The organism is Niabella sp. ZPM-14, from assembly GCF_055693045.2.
On sequence record NZ_CM181148.1, the window covers coordinates 4,101,744 to 4,117,663 of the forward strand.

A 15,920-nucleotide genomic window follows, 5' to 3' on the forward strand; every position below is an offset into this window, starting at 1 on the left:
AACGGTTTCGCGTTATAGAGTGACCAGCTTTTTCCGCAACGCTTCGAGGCACAGTCCCACCCGGCTTTGCACATTGAGTTTTTTAAACAGTGATTCCCGGTACCCGTCAATAGTGCGTTCGCTAAGATTCATTTCGGATGCGATCTGCTTGTACGTAAGCTCGCTGCAAGCGTGTTGCAGGAAGATCATTTCTTTCGGCGTTATCTGGGCCTCATCCTTTTCATCCGCTTTCATCAGTATCCGGCGAAAGTTAATATTTCCCGCATCGGCGTTATAATATCCTTTGCGGTTAATTTCGTCCAGGGCTTTTTCCAGCTCATTAGGATGCGTATCTTTTAAAAGATAGCCGCAGCATCCTGCTTTAAACATCGAAATAATGGCATGGTCATCCGCGTTCATGGAAAGTGCCACAGGCTTGATTTGGGGATAATGTTCAGACAACCACTTAGCAGTTTCCACACCGTTCATCAATGGCATATTTACATCGATCAACATGATTTCCGGAAGCTCTTTCCGGTTTTTTATTTTTTCCTGCAGGTCCTTACCATTGGATGCCTCAAGGATCACATCATACACTTTAAAGCTTTCCAGCATAAGGCTGAGAGACTTCAAAAAAAGCTGGTGATCGTCGACCAGGCCTATCTTAATCTTCATATTGTTCCGGGTTTTCAGGAATGAATATAAGAATATTCGTGCCTTGTTGTACTTCCTGGTATTTCATAATGCCTCCCAACAGTTTGGTGCGATCGGTCATGTTCTTAAGTCCCATTCCGTTCAGTGTTGGCCGCGCCGGCATACCGTTGCCATTGTCGGTAATTTCAATCTCAAAATACGGATCACCCCGGCGCAGGCTGATAGAGATCTCATCACAGCGGCTATGCTTTAGGGCGTTTTGTACGGCTTCCTGTATGATCCGGAAAAGCATCAGTTGTTTCGCTGAAGAAAGTTGCGGCTCTGCCTGAACGTCCAGTTTCACTTTGATGTCGCTGCAGGTGGAAACCCTGATTATTTCCCGCTGCAGATTATCCAGGAGCTTAAATTGTGAAAGCCATTCTTTATCGAGCGACCTTGATAGTAACCGGAGCTCATGGATCGCCGACGCAATGGTGGCGTTCGCTGTTTGCAGTGCATCAGGGGGCCTTTTTAGTTTCCGTTCTGCAAGGCCGATCAGCATGCGTGAAGTGCTGAGCAACTGCCCGAGGTTGTCGTGAAGCTCTTTCCCGATATGCGAGAACGTTTGTTCCTGCACCTCGATTTGCGATCTCAACAACTGGCTGTTGAAGGCTTCTTCCAGCAGTTTCTTTTCTTTCAGATGTTTATAGTCTTTGCGTTTATAGGCCATTAACAATACAACGATGAATAGTGTGATCAATAAAAAAAATACCGTTGCACCCGGTATTAAGATAATATCGTCCGGTAATTTTTGCATAACACTCCGTAGCCTATATACAGGCTGCATATGAACAGTAAAATATTATGGAACCGCCACAAGACAGCCAGGGTACTGCTATCGGAACTGATCAGGTATTTATACGATAAGAATATGAAGAAAGCGCCTGCATAGTAAGTGAAAATACCGACAAGGCACCAGAATATACTGGTTTCGGGTATGTTGATGTTTTCCGACGTATGGATGAGTTGAGTATAGAAGTAATAAATACAAAGGCTAACAATAATGACACTTTCCAAAGCCGCGCTGATACTGTTGAATTGGGAGATCCCATCGCCGCTGCTCAACAAGAGCGCAGATACCGCGATATAACCAATGAGTAATGCGTTGAACCGAAACGGTCTTATAAAAATCAGGTGCCTCGCGAAAAGGTATAAAAGCATTAAAAAGCAGCCGGTTGAATTTAATTTATACACCCAATAATTATTATTCAGCAAAGGAAAATCGGTAGGGATGGCTGCCCGCTCTATCAGCGTGGCGATAGTGTTGCAGAGTAGCTGAACCAGGCAGAATCCCAGGATATATCTCATTTCCCGCGAGAGCGATTGTTTGCTGGTCAACAGAAGAGACACCGCCATCGCCGGTCCGATGGTATCGAGGATATTTAGTATGTCAGAAATAGTTTTCAAAGGGCTGATAAATTAGAATAGGAGGAACGTCCGCGTTAGTCGCCACAGCCCGGCGGATAAGGACAGCCACTGACTTTAGCGGAGAGCGATCTGATCTTATTGGCACCGTTGTCAGCGATCGCCTTTATTTCTATAATATTGATCTTCTCTTTGTCCGCTGTTTGTCTGACTTTGATCTCCTGGCAAAAGATGATCCCCTTTGCCTCCGGGTTTTCTTTCAATAATTGTTCAATATTTTCCCTTGTAAAGTAAAATTCAATTTTACATGGATTGGTTTGCGCCATATTGTTAGTAGTTATATATCATTCGTAGCACAAACATATCAACATGCGCTGGCTGTCCATACGGGAAAAATCCCGTATGGGGACCGTACTTTTCCGGGGATATTAAAGGTGGCCGCCTTCTAATTTTGGCGGTAAATAAAAGACACTTGAGCAGTTGTGGCTAACTTATGGGAAGCACGTCTAGTCCTGTGAGCCATCGATGGAAGTAATGGGGATTTTACAATTGTAATTTTCCCAATCTTCCATTATTACCAGCAAAATAAACAGCGTTTTCTTTTTCGGCGTACACGCAGGTGTTAAAGCTTTCATCACTGATCTTTTTCCAGTTGACTCCGCCATCATCGCTGATGTCAATACCGGTAATGCCACACGTGATGGCCTTATTGTTCCCGATAAAACACACGCTGCTCCTGTAGCCTGCTGGCATCGTGGTTGGTAAATGCCAGGTTTTCCCGCCGTCGTGGCTGTACACAAACGCGCTATCGGTTTTTGGAAGATCGTTATAGTTGCCACTTGCCACCAGGAGTCGGCGGCCCTGGCTGGCCACGCCATTAGCGCCGGTCATAGTCTGACCTTGCGTGGTGGGTAACAGGATGGCCTTTTGGTCAAAGAAAATACGGGAAGAAAGTCCGCCGCTCACCAGGTAATAACGTGACCCTGACCAAATGACATTTGTACCGCTGGCAGCGAAAAAGGCCTCGCCCGGGAGTGGCGTCACGGGAAACAATTTCCGATCCTCCTGCCAGGTCTTCCCACCGTCGTCAGTTGTGGCGACGAAAAAAGCACCATTTACCGGATCGCCGATCACCACACCTCTTTTTTTATCCCGGAAGGCCATGGCATCGAGAAACATCAGGCTGTCGGCATTTTCATAGACTTTTTTCCATGTGTGTCCACCATCGCTGGTTTTGAGGATGTAGGCCGGCGATGCGATCGACATGACGATCGCGGTATATTCATCCAGCGCTTCAATGTCGCGGAATTCATTTTTTTCGAAACCTTTTACCGTTTGCCAGGTCCATGTAGCGCCACGATCTGTTGACCGACCGACCGTTCCGCCGCTTCCGCTTACCCAAACGGAATTGCCGCAAACGTTCAGCCCGCGAAAGCTGGTTCGGGTGTCTTTTTGCACGATGGTGATCTGCTGATTGTAGGCGGTATGATATAGTAAGGAGCAGGCGAGTAACCAGGCCGCCCTTTGCAGTATTGCTTTTTTCATGTACGGAAGTTGAGACGGTTCAAATAGCAGGGGCCAGGATGTCAATAACTACTTTTTTCCTTTCATGGAATACCCGGCAAAAGCCAAAATAATAAGTACAATGATAATAAACTCGAACATTTTTTAAATATAGGAAAAAGTGGTTAGAGTACCTGCAAACGCCGGTCTTTTTGATGACAGACGCGTGGAAAAGGCTTGCGGCGATCGTCAGGAACAAAAATTTATGTGGGAGGCTAGCCTGAACTCAGGCCAATAAAAAAACCGGGCTAAAAGCCCGGCTCTTGTACCGCGTACGGGAATCGAACCCGTGATTCATCCGTGAAAGGGATGCGTCTTAACCCCTTGACCAACGCGGCTTGTTGTTTTTGGGAGTGCAAATATAGGAAGGCGTTTTATTCTGGCAAAACTTTTTTATAAAATCTTTTTTGAAACAAGACGGTGGAAAAAAATAAAATGTATTAAGTACACTTTCCTCTTTAAATTCACTAACTTCACGCCTCCAAAAAAAGTACTTATTTAATTAAATTACTAAAAATCATGAGCACAGTAAAAGTAGCCATCAATGGTTTCGGTAGAATCGGACGTTTAGTTTTTCGTCAGATCTACAATCAACAAGGCATTGATGTGGTAGCAATTAATGATCTGACAAGTCCGAAAACTTTGGCGCATTTATTAAAATACGACTCAGCACAAGGCCCCTTTAATAAAAATGTTTCTCATTCTGATAATTCCATTACTGTAGAAGGCGAAGAAATCAAAATCTACGCTCAGAAAGATCCTTCTCAAATTCCCTGGGGAGAACATGATGTGGATGTAGTATTAGAGTGCACTGGCTTCTTTACTGACAAAGACAAAGCGTCTGCTCACATCACTGCCGGTGCTAAGCGTGTAGTAATCTCTGCTCCTGCAACCGGTGATCTGAAAACGATCGTTTTCAACGTAAACCACGATATCTTAGACGGTAGCGAAACCATCATCAGCTGTGCTTCTTGTACTACCAACTGTTTGGCTCCAATGGCAAAAGTACTGGATGATACTTATGGTATCGAGATCGGTATTATGACTACCATCCACGCTTATACTAACGACCAGAACACTTTAGATGCGCCGCATCCTAAAGGAGACCTGCGTCGTGCCCGTGCCGCTTCTTCCAACATCGTGCCTAACAGCACTGGTGCTGCAAAAGCTATCGGCCTGGTATTGCCTAACCTGAAAGGTAAACTGGACGGTAGCGCACAGCGTGTTCCTACCATCACGGGTTCTATCACTGAGTTGAACGTGATCCTGGGTAAGGCAACTACTGCAGAAGAAATCAATGCAGCGATGAAAGCAGCAGCTAACGAAAGCTTTGGCTACAACGAAGATGAAATCGTGAGCAGCGATGTAATCGGAACCAGCTATGGCTCTTTATTCGATGCTACTTTAACTAAAGTGATGAACGTAGGTGACAAGCACATTGCGCGTACGGTTTCCTGGTACGATAACGAAATGAGCTATGTATCTCAGTTAGTTCGTACGGTTAAGTATTTCGCTGGATTAATAAGCAAATAATTAGCATATTTAAGTAAAAAGCGGAGCATCATGTTCCGCTTTTTGTTTTTATTGTCCCGGCAGAAAAATATATGGGATCGGTATTGCGTCGCACACTTCACTTGTAATGCACCTCCCAACCCATATAATCGATACCATGTTCATCGGATAGTTTATTGGCCCTGCGCCATCTATTACTTGTCAACACATAACTTTTCACCTTTTCAATTGATCACATCATGTCTAAATTTTCCAACTATAACTTTAAGGGTCAGAAAGCCCTCGTGCGTGTGGACTTTAATGTTCCGCTCAATGAGAACATGGAAATTACTTCCGACGCGCGCATGAAAGCGGCCGTACCTACTATTAAAAAAATACTGTCTGACGGCGGTAAAGTGATTTTAATGTCTCATCTCGGTCGCCCGAAAACCGGGCCTGAAGATAAATTTTCATTAAAGCATTTGGTAAAGCACCTCAGCGAATTGTTAGACGGCGCACCTGTGTTGTTTGCTGATGATTGTGTGGGCGAGCAGGCCTATCTGACTGCCGACATGATGCGCGAAGGAGAAGTGTTGCTGTTAGAAAACCTCCGTTTCTACAAGGAAGAAGAAAAAGGGGATGAGGCATTCGCAGAAAAATTAAGCAAGCTGGGCGACGTGTATGTGAACGATGCGTTCGGGACAGCACACCGCGCTCACGCTTCTACCGCAGTGATTGCTAAATTCTTCCCGGCAGATAAAAGAATGTTTGGCCTGTTAATGGAAGCCGAAGTAAACAACGCACAAAAGGTATTAGGCGATGCGCAAAAGCCGTTCACTGCCATATTGGGTGGTGCGAAAGTGTCTGATAAGATCCTGATCATCGAAAACCTGCTGGAGCGTGCTACTGATATTATCATTGGCGGCGGTATGGCCTACACGTTCTTCAAAGCGATGGGTGGAAACATCGGCGCTTCGCTTTGTGAAGAAGACCGTTTAGACACCGCCAAAGAGATCCTGGAAAAAGCGAAAGAGAAAAATGTGTGCATTCATTTGCCAGGCGAAAGTCTGATTGCCGATAAGTTTGCCGCTGATGCTGATACGTCAGAAGCGCCCAGCAACAATATCCCTGAAGGTTGGATGGGATTGGATATTGCCGGCGAATCAAGAGGACAGTTTGCCAATGTGATCAAAAAGTCAAAAACCATTTTATGGAACGGTCCGATGGGCGTGTTCGAAATGGAAAAATTCCAGGGGGGAACCAAGGCCATTGCTGATGCAGTTGCAGAAGCGACAGAGAACGGCGCCTTCTCGCTGGTAGGCGGTGGCGACAGCGTTTCCGCGGTTAATAAATTCGGTTATGCCGACAAAGTAAGCTATGTATCCACCGGTGGTGGCGCTATGCTTGAGTTTTTCGAAGGAAAGACTTTGCCGGGTATCGCTGCCGTTAATGAAGCATAATAACTATCAGGCTAATTAATAGCAATGCGAAACCCGCGAGGTTTCGCATTTTTTTTATGTGGGGGTGTTGGGGTTAATGTATCGAGCCTACGGCTCTCGATGTTATTATTGCCATTTTGTTCAGCTCAGCGGAATAAATTCCGGCGTTATTGTATGAAGCAGGCCTAAAGGCCTTCAGCTGGCAAGTTGTTAAACATAGAGATATTCCACTTTGCTAACTTGCAAGGTTTTATCAGTACATCGTCCATATTCAAAACCCCTGCGAAGCGTAGCTTCGGCCCATCGTATAGCTCCGGAATTTATTCCGGCGAAAAAATGCGACGCATTTTTTATATCAAAGGATCAAAAATATATTGTCGTTCGTAAGGAATATCAAATTCCTGCAGCAGGCCTAGATATTCAGTTTGAAAGGTCCTAGCCCGATGATGCTCTTGCTGGTTTTCGATGTATCGGTAGACGAAGCTGACGTCGCGTTCGCTGTAGGAAAATGCTCCATATCCCCCTTGCCATTCAAACCGGCGGGCTGTTAGCCGGTGATCATTTACATATTTGGATGATTGCGCTTTTACTGTTTTCATTAACTCGGAAATAGATATAACCGGTTTCAAGCCAATAAGGCAATGCATATGGTCTTCAACTCCATTCACAATAAGCGTTTTACAGCCCGCTTCGTTAATCAGGTTGCCAATCACTGCCTGCAATTGTGGACGCCATGCGTCGTTAAGTACGGCTGCTCTGTATTTCACGGCAAAAACCGTTTGGATATACAATTTGTGGTAGGTGTTAGCCATTGGTCAACTATTTGTGGAATGGTGGACGGTTAGGTTAGCCTGTTCCGATTGTTTCGCTAAAGTAATAAAAACAACTCGAAAACTTGCGAGGAGCACGTTCGCTATTTTACACTGAAAGTGCATCATTCGTGTATTGGTGCGCATTCGTTTTGTTAGTAGGCATGTCGCAGGGTCTCACCATATTGATTTGTTCGCGCCGTCTGTCATTGTGAACGACCATTATTTAAGGTAATATAATTAGATTTGTTGCCGCATGCAACAGCGTTTCTCCATAAAGAAATTTATAAAAAGTTTTGCCTACGCTTTCAACGGGTTGAGGCTGGTCGCAAGGTCCGAGCAGAATTTTAAGGTACATGTAGCTGCAGCCATTGTTGCGATTGTCCTTGGTTTTGTTCTGAAACTATCGGCCATGGAGTTTTGCGTGATCATTATTTGCATTGCCAGCGTCATGTCCCTTGAAATCATTAATACGTCTATAGAAAAGATCTGTGATTTTGCAAAACCGGATTATGACGAGAAGATCAAAGTGATCAAGGATCTGGCTGCTGCAGCGGTGCTGATAGCCTCCATTGCATCACTGGTCATCGGCATGATTATTTTTCTACCCAAGCTCGGGATCTTTAGTTAGCGTAGTGTGCCGCATCGCCCCGACCAGTCAGGCGTTTCAGCAGCGATTAATAGCGCATTCATTTTACAGATCGACCACTTTCTTGCTACGCAGGCTATCCATTTTAGTTATGGCAGATTGGTATTGTGTGATCAATGAATCCAATGCTTTTATTTCGGCACGTTTCTTAACTCCCTTCGACAGTTCTTTCTTGTAATCATTTAAAGCCAGTGCCGCCTCTTTATATTTTTTGTAAACGCTATCCAGTTTGAATCCTTGTAATGCCGTAGCCAGGTTTTCGTTTGCTCTTTCCCAGTCGATATTGGCATAGTGCATGCGCAACAGGTTGGCTTGCTTTTCCCAGTTGGCCGCTTCCAGTTTTTGGCTGTAGGCTTCTTTCAGCAGTTGTTTCTCTTCTGCGGTTACCGTTTCGGCTAAGGAGCTTTCAATTGCTTTCCAGCTCAGCTCTGTCACGATCTTTTTCGTGGCGGCCAGCGCTTCCTGTACCGTCAGCTCTTCCGTTGCTTCCAGTTCGGGCGTGATAATCGTGACGTTGTTCACAAATGTTGCCGGCACTTCCGGTGTATTATCAACGGGATCTTGCGCCTCGGGTGCCACCGTTTCTGAGACGATGGTCTCTGTATGTGATGCTACCTCTTCGGTATGCTCAATGATTGTAATCTCTTTTACCGGCGTGCTTTCCGGCTCCGGTTCCACCGGACTCCTATCGATTACAGCAGGTTGATAAACGGCCACGGGGGTGAGGTTGTAGGCCACACCTTCGCTCCAACCGGTTTGCTGTGTTGGCTTTTGCAGGAGCGCGGCCACTAACGTGATCAGGATAAATGAAGCGCCCAGTGTCAGGCTTTTTAAAGATGGGTGACGCCGGCTTGCCGATCCCAGTAGCCATTCTATTCTTTCGAGGAGAGAACTGCTTTTGCCGGAAATAGGCACCGCCAGCCGGCTCTGGATGCTGGCGTTTTGTTGGGCAAGCTGCAGCAGCGTGTCAGCATACATATGATTATCATACTGAAACTGCAGTACCCATTTGTCTGCGCTTTTTTCGCGCTCCAGGTTCTGCATCCTGGCGAGCAGTTTGATGAATGGGTTAAAATATAAAATAGTAAGAATGATTTGTGTGATGACATTTTTCAGGTAGTCATTTCTCCTGATGTGCGCCAACTCATGAAGGATAATGGCTTCGGCCTGGTGTGTTGTCAACTGGTTGACCAGGGCTACAGGAAGCAGGATCACGGGTTTGATAAAGCCTACGGTTAGCGGAGAGGTAACCAGTTGAGAGGTGTAGATCTTTACTTTTCTTTTGATGTCCAGGTATTGAACCGCATTCAGCAGGAAGATCTTCAAGTGGCCCGGAACCCTTGCCAGGCCTTTATTTCGTAACACATAAACGTTCCTCAGACCAAAGAAGAGTCGGACCGTGGGTATCATCAGCAATAGTATATAAAGCAGTGCTGCATAAAACATCGCGTTATACAAATGGTCAATGTCTAATATCCATGTTAATATCCCGGCGTTCATTTGCGGCGCAGCGAGGGATACGCAGAATGTGATGACGAAAGCGGCAAAGCTGGTGATCAGCGCTGCAAAGCTCAGCTGGCTAAGTTTTGCCGGTGATATCCGAAACCTCGACATCCCGAGAACGCACAACCATATCAGGCCGGCCTGCCAGATGCTGTTGAGGATCGCATTTCCTAAAGCAGTAAGTAGTAATTGCAAGCTTTCGGGCATAGTCGTTATTTTTTCTTAAGATCGTCAATTAATGATTGAATCTGATTCAGTTCGTCTTCAGACACTTTCTGACTGCCCAGCGCCTGCATTACCAGCTGCGATGAAGAGCCACCAAAAAGATTGCTGATAAATTTATTCAGAAGAAACTTTTGCGTGTTCTCCCGGTTGGTAACTGCTTTATAAATATGAGTACGCGCCGAGTCGTCCCGCTGCACCAATCCCTTTTCATTCATGATTTGCATCAGCTTCAATGTGGTCGTGTAACCGATATCCCTTGTGGTTACCAGCTCTTCATGCACGTCCCTGACGGTCGCTTTCCCTTTTTTCCAAAGTACCTGTAAAATTTCCAACTCGCTTTCTGTTGGCTTCAGCGTTCTTAATTCAGCCATAAAACACCCATTTTTTCAGCAATTTACGATTTCTTTCGTATAATTAACATCTTCCTAGATGCCGAGTTGATTTTTTAACAATTGTTTGAGTCAGGGACGGCATGCAGGCCAGCCCGATGGTTATTTCACCACGGCGGTTATCACGGGGGAGTGACTTGCTGTACCGTCTTTGTCAACCTGTTTTACCCGTACATACACTTTTTTCTCCTTAGAAGGCAGGTTCACGTCAGCCCTGGAGCATCCGTATAACAGCCCACCGGTTACTACCAACGCCAAAGAAGCCATCATCCACCAGGAACGGCGTTTTGAGGCGAACATACCTAATATCAGTACAGACATGCCCATAACAGCAGTCATGGCGCTCAGAGGGACCGATTGCTCATACCGGATCGGCGCCTCGGAAAAGCCGTTGACTGCTTTGCTGGGTTGCCTGGCTACGCTGTAAAAGCTCTTACCATCGGTCGATGCTTCTATTTCGAAATAGGCAACATTGGTTTCTGACAAAGTCTCCCAGTTTACGGTCAGCGTATTGTTCTTAATTTGAGCATACACGTTACCAAAAACGAGCGGCAACGGATCGCCGGCCCTTTGTGCCGACAGGCAGCCGAGGTTAACGCTACCTGTTTGTATAGTCAGGGCGGAGTGTATCGGGTCTGTTTCGCTTCTTGTTACGTTTGCAGCCGTAACCGCATTCTGTACTTCATAGTTCATGACCGTATCGCTCCCTCTCTTTGCAACGAATACCATAGTCGCTGCGCCGTCGGCCTGAGGCTTGAGCACAATAAAGATGGAATCGCCAAAGGTGGGGTTGTAGACGCCATTGGCATTGCTCGGTTGAACACCTGACCCCTGGGCTGTATTAATATAAAAGATAGAACCCTGCACACGGACATTCGCCACCCAGTAATCGCGATATTCCTGCTCTGTACTAGGATTTACCTGATTGTATCCCGCACCAGCAAAATCGTCGTTGAAGGACCATCCTAATGTCCACGAGTCGGAGTTTTGGGTGGAATTACCTACTTTGTAGAATACAGAAAGAGTAGAGGTCTGCGCAGAAAGGTTGATTTCCTCGCCTGCTTTTACGATCGATGACCAGACGGCAGAAGCGTCGTCAGTTACTCTTGAACTGTCAAAATGGTCGGCGAGTCTTATATTCTCGCCATCATCATAGACAAACTTGTCGTCAGCTGAGCTGCTGCCGGTATTGGTCTTTTTCCAATCGGTTTCTGTTGGGTAACTTCCGTTAATATTTTCGCATCGGGATTGAGCAAATGCTTCTTGATTCATAAGCATAAAACATACAAAAAATAAAAAAATGGAGCATATCCCCTTCAGGGATGTTGAAAGATACTTTTTCATGGTTCAGTGTTTTTGTGTTTTAGAGTTCGATTAGCCTTTAGAGCGCTTAGGTTCTGTCAGGTAGCGCCACAAATATACTACAATTATTGTATAAGTAAAAAAGTGTATATATTTTTTGGTTGTCCGCAAGGGTACCAGCTACAAACCGGTTTGCGGTTTTGTTTACAGTAAAAGTGCGAATAAAAGGGTGATCAGGTGGATGGCGGGTGAGACTGTATCCTGGGGACGGCATCAAAGATTAGTCCTGCAAGATGTTGATAAGCTCCTCCATCTCATTAAAGAGGTACAACTTATCATCTGTAGTATAACATTGTTGCAGATCGCTCAGCAGCTTTTGAATGATCTGTTTATTATTCTGCGGTCTGAAGTAATCCGGTTGTACGGCCAGTGAAATACGGTTAAAATAATTATAAAGATCATTGTGCGTAAACACCTGCCCGATGGTCGGATCGATGAAGAAATCGATGTTGAGGTGCAGTTTGTCAACGTCGCTTTCCGTCCTGGATTTAAAATAAGCCAGTACAAACTGGTTGGGAATGCGGATGAGCCGTACAGGAATGTCCAGCAGCTCGCAAAGCAGGAGGTACAGTACACCATTGCCGGTTTGATTGCCCTTTTTAGATTCAATGATATTGGAAATCAGAAAATCGTTTGGGGAACTGGCTTCGCGGTTGGTTCCTTTCAGCCCGAAGTAATTATATAAAATACTCGTGACCACATTGATTTGCTCCAGGGGCGTCAGGTAATTGTTGAGTTCGATCCAGATATTCCTGCGAAGGCGTTCAATATCCTGGATAACCTTGCCTGTATGCAGATCAGGGTAGAGCAATTTAGATACCAGCAGGGCACCGGGTATAAGCTCGTGGTGAGAGGAGGCGCTCCATTCTTTAAAATCATTTCTGAGGCTCAGAAAATGCAGGCGATGGATCAACAGCTCGATCCGTTGCTGAACGGCATCATCAACGGTATGTTCCCAAAGATTTTCAAGATTGGCAATGATGGGAGTGCCATAAGCGATGATGCGATTGCTGACCGCTTCAAAAACCTCTGTGTCGGGATCTTCGATCAGTGTAAGTAATGCTTCAACTTCTTTTTCATTGTCCATTGAAACAAATATAGGAATTGTTAGCCGGTAGTCCATGGTCCATCAACTATGGTCCACGGAATATGGTGTCTTATCAACCCATATTGTGAAACACTTTCTGAACGTCATCGTCCTGTTCCAGACGTTCGATCAGTTTACTGACTTCTTCGGCTTGTTCATCGTTTACCGGAACGGTGGTGGATGGGATCCACTCTACCTCAGCGCTGTTAGGCGTGATATTTTTTTCTTCGAGCGCTTTTTGCATGTTGCCAAAATCGGTGAACCCGGTACGAAGCACGATAATGTTATTGCCCTCTTCGTCTGTGCTTTCACCCAGTTCTTCCAGGCCATAATCGATCAGCTCCAGCTCCAGGTCTTCAATATTCAGCCCCGCGGGTTTTAATTTGAAAACCCCCATTTTGTTAAACTGGAAAGCCACGCTGCCGCTGTTGCCCATAGCGCCGCCACCTTTGTTGAAATGCGATTTCACATTGGCTACTGTGCGCACGTGGTTGTCGGTTGCTGTTTCTACAAGGATCGCCACACCGTGGGGTGCATACCCTTCGTAAAGGATCTCTTCATAGTTCTCCATCTCTTTACCCTGCGCGCGTTTGATCGCGGCTTCCACGCGATCTTTAGGCATGTTTACGCTCTTGGCGTTTTGCATGCAGCGGCGAAGGGCCGGGTTGGTGGCAGGGTCGGGGCCGCCTGCTTTTACAGCAATGGCGATTTCCTTACCAATTCTTGTAAATTGTTTGGCCATGCGGTCGTAGCGAGCAAACATGGTGGCTTTACGAACTTCAAAAATCCTTCCCATAATGAAATGAATCTATTTGTTTTTTGAGGTGGCAAACTTACAGGAAAAATTTCATCTTCGGGACAGTCAGGTCAGCGCAAACGATTTAAAATGGTGAGGAGATGAGTAGCGATCGATAAAACGGTAAAGAGTGCCGCTGATACCTTTGTAGCGATAGTCGTTCTACCTGCATTGTATGAATTTGAAAAGCAAACGATTTGAGTAGGTCGGTTAACCTTGTGAATACGCGAATTGATTTGAAGATCAAAACGGCTATTGTTTCCTGGAAGAGCTAAACCTGCGTCTGACCGTCCTCGGTCTGACGCAGGTTTAGCCATGAGTGCACAAAAATGATTTGTAACTTCATTCAATAATTATACTGCCTGAAAGGTTTTGGGGAATCATTGAAAGTCATTGTATCTTTCAGGCCTAATCAAAAAGAATATCGTGCCCGATATAAGAACCATTCATGTTACCCGGTACGTCACACCCCTGCGGGAAGGAGGTTCACTGCCCGCTATTGCGGAGGGGGATGACGGGTTTCTCTATGCTCTGAAGTTTAAAGGAGCAGGACAGGGCATTAAAGCTCTTGTCGCTGAGTTTATTGGTGGCGCCGTAGCCCGGTTGCTGGGATTGAAAGTTCCTGAAATAGTGCTGGCGCAGCTCGATGAAGCTTTTGGCCGCACAGAGCCAGACGAAGAAATACAGGACCTGCTGAAAGCGAGCCAGGGATTGAACATCGCGCTTCACTATCTGAGCGGCGCTATCACTTTCGATCCGGCGGTGAACAGCGTTGATTCGAAAACGGCTTCTACCATTGTATGGCTGGATGCTTTCCTGACGAATATGGACCGGACCGCCCGCAATACGAACATGTTAATGTGGCACAGAGAACTTTGGCTGATCGATCACGGTGCCTGCCTGTATTTTCATCATAATTGGGAGAACTGGTCGGCGCAAATGAAGAGTGCGTTTCCATTGATCAAGGATCATGTACTGCTTAAAGATGCCGGGGGGCTGGAGGAAGCAGATGCTTTTTGCAAAACGGTCATCACCGCAAGGCGTATCCATGAAATCATTGACGCGATCCCGGACGAATGGCTGGCCTACGAAGAGACAAATGGCGATATCGCCACCACCAGGCAGGTGTACAAAGAGTTCCTGACCTACAGGCTGCAACACAGTGAAATATTTTTAAACCAGGCGACCCATGCAAGAGCGGCACTTATATGAATATGCCGTGATACGCGTGGTGCCACGCGTAGAGCGGGAAGAGTTTATCAATGTGGGCATTATCCTGTTTTGCAAAAAGACAGGGCACATCGGTTGCAGCTTATTTTTCAACGAACGTAAATTGTTGTCTTTGGACGCCGAAGCAGACATCGATTCCATCCGCGGAAACCTGTCGGCCCTGGAGGCGATCGCTTTAGGAAAAAAGGAATGTCTTTCGCCGATATCCAAGCTGGACGCGCCGTCTCGCTTTCGCTGGCTGACCGCCACCAGGAGCACGATCATTCAATGTTCCAAAGTACATCCCGGCATGAGCGGTGACCTCCAACAGACATTGGAGCAACTCCTGGAGGCTGTAGTAAAATAAGGTGCGGCTATCGGAAGATTGCCCTCTTCACATCTTTCAGCATCTGAATGGTCTTGAAGGGGAACAGGATGAAATGGATCAGCAAGAGAATCCATCCCTTTGGTTGATAGAAAGCCGCATACAGCAAGAGCGAAAGAGGAAAAAGCGCCTGCATAAAATCCAGCATCAAAATCTGGTAGGGGCGACCCGGTTCAATAATGATCACGGGGAAGAGATGCAGTCTTCTATATCTGAGCAGGACCAATATCCCGTAGGCCAGGCCGGCGAGATACGCGAAGCTGTTATCGAGTTTCAAAAGAATCCCCAAAGTGGCTGCCAGCTCTGCAATGAAAATGATTCTTTCAGTTGTGCGGAATGCAGCAGGTTGGCGCTTTGTGGCAAAAGTTTCGATGCCTGATGTAAGATCATTAACCCGGTCGTGGAACTGGTGCCAGAGAATACCTCTCATGCCGTAACACAACGCCCATGTTGCTATGAGCAGCAACCATACAATATCGATAGTTACTCCGGAAACGAAAGACATAGTGCTCACCATCAGCAGGCTGGTAAAAATATGAGAGCCTCCTGCATCTGCGAAAACGCCCAGTACGCCGCGGTTCTTGAGCCGCACGGGTCGGAAGCTGTACATGCTGAACAGGATCCAGGGCATCAGGTAAAACACACATGAAAGTGCATCGGGCCAATAAAAAAAGACCATAAAGCAGGCTCCCGGCAAAAGACAAATAACAGGTAAAAGGATTTGTTGCTTTTGGGAAAGCCCGGCCATGCGGTTGGTTTTTCCGGCGGCCAGGTCGTCTTCAATATCTGTGAGGTCGTTGATAATACTGACATAGGCCGCGCCGACCACGAGAGAAAGCAGGATCATTCCGATGGTTGCTGCCTGATCAAAGATATTCTGATCATGCAGGAGCAGCGTGGCATAGGCAATGCTTAGCAAGGGAGGCAATTTATACTCCCACCATTCTGCGTGTCGTAATGTTTTTAAAAATGACAT

The 15,920-nt window shown here is 46.2% G+C and carries 17 protein-coding genes and 1 tRNA gene; 5 read left to right on the forward strand and 13 right to left on the reverse strand.

The window, feature by feature from the left end; all coding sequences use genetic code 11:
• Positions 1 to 12 precede the first annotated feature (12 nt).
• The 6 genes from ACU37H_RS17395 to ACU37H_RS17420 all read right to left on the reverse strand — a co-directional run bounded on the left by ACU37H_RS17395 (position 13) and on the right by ACU37H_RS17420 (position 3,938).
• Positions 13 to 654: a response regulator transcription factor gene (locus ACU37H_RS17395; protein ID WP_472704709.1), complete on the reverse strand. Its 642-nt coding sequence runs from the start codon at positions 652 to 654 to the stop codon at positions 13 to 15.
• Positions 644 to 1,429 (reverse strand): sensor histidine kinase, encoded by a 786-nt coding sequence (locus ACU37H_RS17400; protein ID WP_472704707.1) that lies wholly within the window; start codon positions 1,427 to 1,429, stop codon positions 644 to 646. The genes ACU37H_RS17395 and ACU37H_RS17400 overlap by 11 nt, the downstream gene beginning before the upstream one ends.
• A complete protein-coding gene (locus ACU37H_RS17405) occupies positions 1,399 to 2,079 on the reverse strand; it encodes a hypothetical protein (protein ID WP_472704705.1) in 681 nt (226 codons plus the stop codon). The genes ACU37H_RS17400 and ACU37H_RS17405 overlap by 31 nt, the downstream gene beginning before the upstream one ends.
• Positions 2,080 to 2,114: 35 nt before the next feature.
• Entirely contained in the window at positions 2,115 to 2,363 is a 249-nt protein-coding gene (locus ACU37H_RS17410; protein WP_472704703.1) for a hypothetical protein, read from the reverse strand.
• A gap of 217 nt (positions 2,364 to 2,580) precedes the next feature.
• Positions 2,581 to 3,582, reverse strand: coding sequence for a WD40/YVTN/BNR-like repeat-containing protein (locus ACU37H_RS17415; RefSeq protein ID WP_472704701.1), 1,002 nt, complete (start codon positions 3,580 to 3,582; stop codon positions 2,581 to 2,583).
• 284 nt (positions 3,583 to 3,866) lie between these two features.
• Positions 3,867 to 3,938 (reverse strand) — tRNA-Glu (locus ACU37H_RS17420).
• A gap of 181 nt (positions 3,939 to 4,119) precedes the next feature.
• Here ACU37H_RS17420 and gap point away from each other — a divergent pair.
• Both gap and ACU37H_RS17430 read left to right on the forward strand, forming a co-directional pair.
• Entirely contained in the window at positions 4,120 to 5,133 is a 1,014-nt protein-coding gene (gene gap / locus ACU37H_RS17425; protein WP_472704699.1) for a type I glyceraldehyde-3-phosphate dehydrogenase, read from the forward strand.
• Positions 5,134 to 5,351: 218 nt separating this feature from the next.
• Positions 5,352 to 6,551: a phosphoglycerate kinase gene (locus tag ACU37H_RS17430; RefSeq protein ID WP_472704697.1), complete on the forward strand. Its 1,200-nt coding sequence runs from the start codon at positions 5,352 to 5,354 to the stop codon at positions 6,549 to 6,551.
• A gap of 329 nt (positions 6,552 to 6,880) precedes the next feature.
• Here ACU37H_RS17430 and tnpA read toward each other — a convergent pair whose 3' ends face one another.
• Entirely contained in the window at positions 6,881 to 7,342 is a 462-nt protein-coding gene (gene tnpA, locus ACU37H_RS17435; protein ID WP_472704695.1) for an IS200/IS605 family transposase, read from the reverse strand.
• A gap of 253 nt (positions 7,343 to 7,595) precedes the next feature.
• Between tnpA and ACU37H_RS17440 the strand changes: the two genes are divergently transcribed.
• Positions 7,596 to 7,970, forward strand: coding sequence for a diacylglycerol kinase family protein (locus ACU37H_RS17440; RefSeq protein ID WP_472704693.1), 375 nt, complete (start codon positions 7,596 to 7,598; stop codon positions 7,968 to 7,970).
• Between the two features lie 63 nt (positions 7,971 to 8,033).
• On the opposite strand, the gene ACU37H_RS17445 is transcribed toward ACU37H_RS17440, so the two are convergent.
• The 5 genes from ACU37H_RS17445 to ACU37H_RS17465 all read right to left on the reverse strand — a co-directional run bounded on the left by ACU37H_RS17445 (position 8,034) and on the right by ACU37H_RS17465 (position 13,350).
• On the reverse strand, positions 8,034 to 9,698 hold the full coding sequence (locus tag ACU37H_RS17445; protein WP_472704691.1) for a M56 family metallopeptidase: 1,665 nt from the start codon (positions 9,696 to 9,698) through the stop codon (positions 8,034 to 8,036).
• A 5-nt stretch (positions 9,699 to 9,703) separates the two neighbouring features.
• On the reverse strand, positions 9,704 to 10,087 hold the full coding sequence (locus tag ACU37H_RS17450; protein ID WP_472704689.1) for a BlaI/MecI/CopY family transcriptional regulator: 384 nt from the start codon (positions 10,085 to 10,087) through the stop codon (positions 9,704 to 9,706).
• 120 nt (positions 10,088 to 10,207) lie between these two features.
• The gene (locus ACU37H_RS17455; protein ID WP_472704687.1) at positions 10,208 to 11,377 is read right to left on the reverse strand and encodes a hypothetical protein; all 1,170 of its coding nucleotides are present in this window, start codon (positions 11,375 to 11,377) and stop codon (positions 10,208 to 10,210) included.
• 310 nt (positions 11,378 to 11,687) lie between these two features.
• Positions 11,688 to 12,554 (reverse strand): transglutaminase family protein, encoded by an 867-nt coding sequence (locus tag ACU37H_RS17460; RefSeq protein WP_472704685.1) that lies wholly within the window; start codon positions 12,552 to 12,554, stop codon positions 11,688 to 11,690.
• A gap of 73 nt (positions 12,555 to 12,627) precedes the next feature.
• Positions 12,628 to 13,350 (reverse strand): YebC/PmpR family DNA-binding transcriptional regulator, encoded by a 723-nt coding sequence (locus ACU37H_RS17465; protein WP_472704683.1) that lies wholly within the window; start codon positions 13,348 to 13,350, stop codon positions 12,628 to 12,630.
• Between the two features lie 426 nt (positions 13,351 to 13,776).
• Here ACU37H_RS17465 and ACU37H_RS17470 point away from each other — a divergent pair, with 426 nt between their 5' ends.
• Positions 13,777 to 14,562 (forward strand): HipA family kinase, encoded by a 786-nt coding sequence (locus tag ACU37H_RS17470; protein ID WP_472704681.1) that lies wholly within the window; start codon positions 13,777 to 13,779, stop codon positions 14,560 to 14,562.
• On the forward strand, positions 14,540 to 14,926 hold the full coding sequence (locus tag ACU37H_RS17475) for a DUF3037 domain-containing protein (protein ID WP_472704680.1): 387 nt from the start codon (positions 14,540 to 14,542) through the stop codon (positions 14,924 to 14,926). The genes ACU37H_RS17470 and ACU37H_RS17475 overlap by 23 nt, the downstream gene beginning before the upstream one ends.
• A gap of 7 nt (positions 14,927 to 14,933) precedes the next feature.
• Here ACU37H_RS17475 and ACU37H_RS17480 read toward each other — a convergent pair whose 3' ends face one another.
• Positions 14,934 to 15,920, reverse strand: a complete 987-nt coding sequence (locus ACU37H_RS17480) for a UbiA family prenyltransferase (protein WP_472704679.1) — start codon at positions 15,918 to 15,920, stop codon at positions 14,934 to 14,936.

What these genes read in the sequence shown, in the direction of transcription:
- ACU37H_RS17395 (WP_472704709.1), bottom strand. Translation starts at nt 654, where the DNA reads ATGAAGATTAAGATAGGCCTGGTCGACGATCACCAGCTTTTTTTGAAG.
- ACU37H_RS17400 (WP_472704707.1), bottom strand. Translation starts at nt 1,429, where the DNA reads ATGCAAAAATTACCGGACGATATTATCTTAATACCGGGTGCAACGGTA.
- ACU37H_RS17410 (WP_472704703.1), bottom strand. Translation starts at nt 2,363, where the DNA reads ATGGCGCAAACCAATCCATGTAAAATTGAATTTTACTTTACAAGGGAA.
- ACU37H_RS17415 (WP_472704701.1), bottom strand. Translation starts at nt 3,582, where the DNA reads ATGAAAAAAGCAATACTGCAAAGGGCGGCCTGGTTACTCGCCTGCTCC.
- gap (WP_472704699.1), top strand. Translation starts at nt 4,120, where the DNA reads ATGAGCACAGTAAAAGTAGCCATCAATGGTTTCGGTAGAATCGGACGT.
- ACU37H_RS17430 (WP_472704697.1), top strand. Translation starts at nt 5,352, where the DNA reads ATGTCTAAATTTTCCAACTATAACTTTAAGGGTCAGAAAGCCCTCGTG.
- tnpA (WP_472704695.1), bottom strand. Translation starts at nt 7,342, where the DNA reads ATGGCTAACACCTACCACAAATTGTATATCCAAACGGTTTTTGCCGTG.
- ACU37H_RS17440 (WP_472704693.1), top strand. Translation starts at nt 7,596, where the DNA reads ATGCAACAGCGTTTCTCCATAAAGAAATTTATAAAAAGTTTTGCCTAC.
- ACU37H_RS17445 (WP_472704691.1), bottom strand. Translation starts at nt 9,698, where the DNA reads ATGCCCGAAAGCTTGCAATTACTACTTACTGCTTTAGGAAATGCGATC.
- ACU37H_RS17450 (WP_472704689.1), bottom strand. Translation starts at nt 10,087, where the DNA reads ATGGCTGAATTAAGAACGCTGAAGCCAACAGAAAGCGAGTTGGAAATT.
- ACU37H_RS17455 (WP_472704687.1), bottom strand. Translation starts at nt 11,377, where the DNA reads ATGAATCAAGAAGCATTTGCTCAATCCCGATGCGAAAATATTAACGGA.
- ACU37H_RS17460 (WP_472704685.1), bottom strand. Translation starts at nt 12,554, where the DNA reads ATGGACAATGAAAAAGAAGTTGAAGCATTACTTACACTGATCGAAGAT.
- ACU37H_RS17465 (WP_472704683.1), bottom strand. Translation starts at nt 13,350, where the DNA reads ATGGGAAGGATTTTTGAAGTTCGTAAAGCCACCATGTTTGCTCGCTAC.
- ACU37H_RS17475 (WP_472704680.1), top strand. Translation starts at nt 14,540, where the DNA reads ATGCAAGAGCGGCACTTATATGAATATGCCGTGATACGCGTGGTGCCA.
- ACU37H_RS17480 (WP_472704679.1), bottom strand. Translation starts at nt 15,920, where the DNA reads ATGTCATTTTTAAAAACATTACGACACGCAGAATGGTGGGAGTATAAA.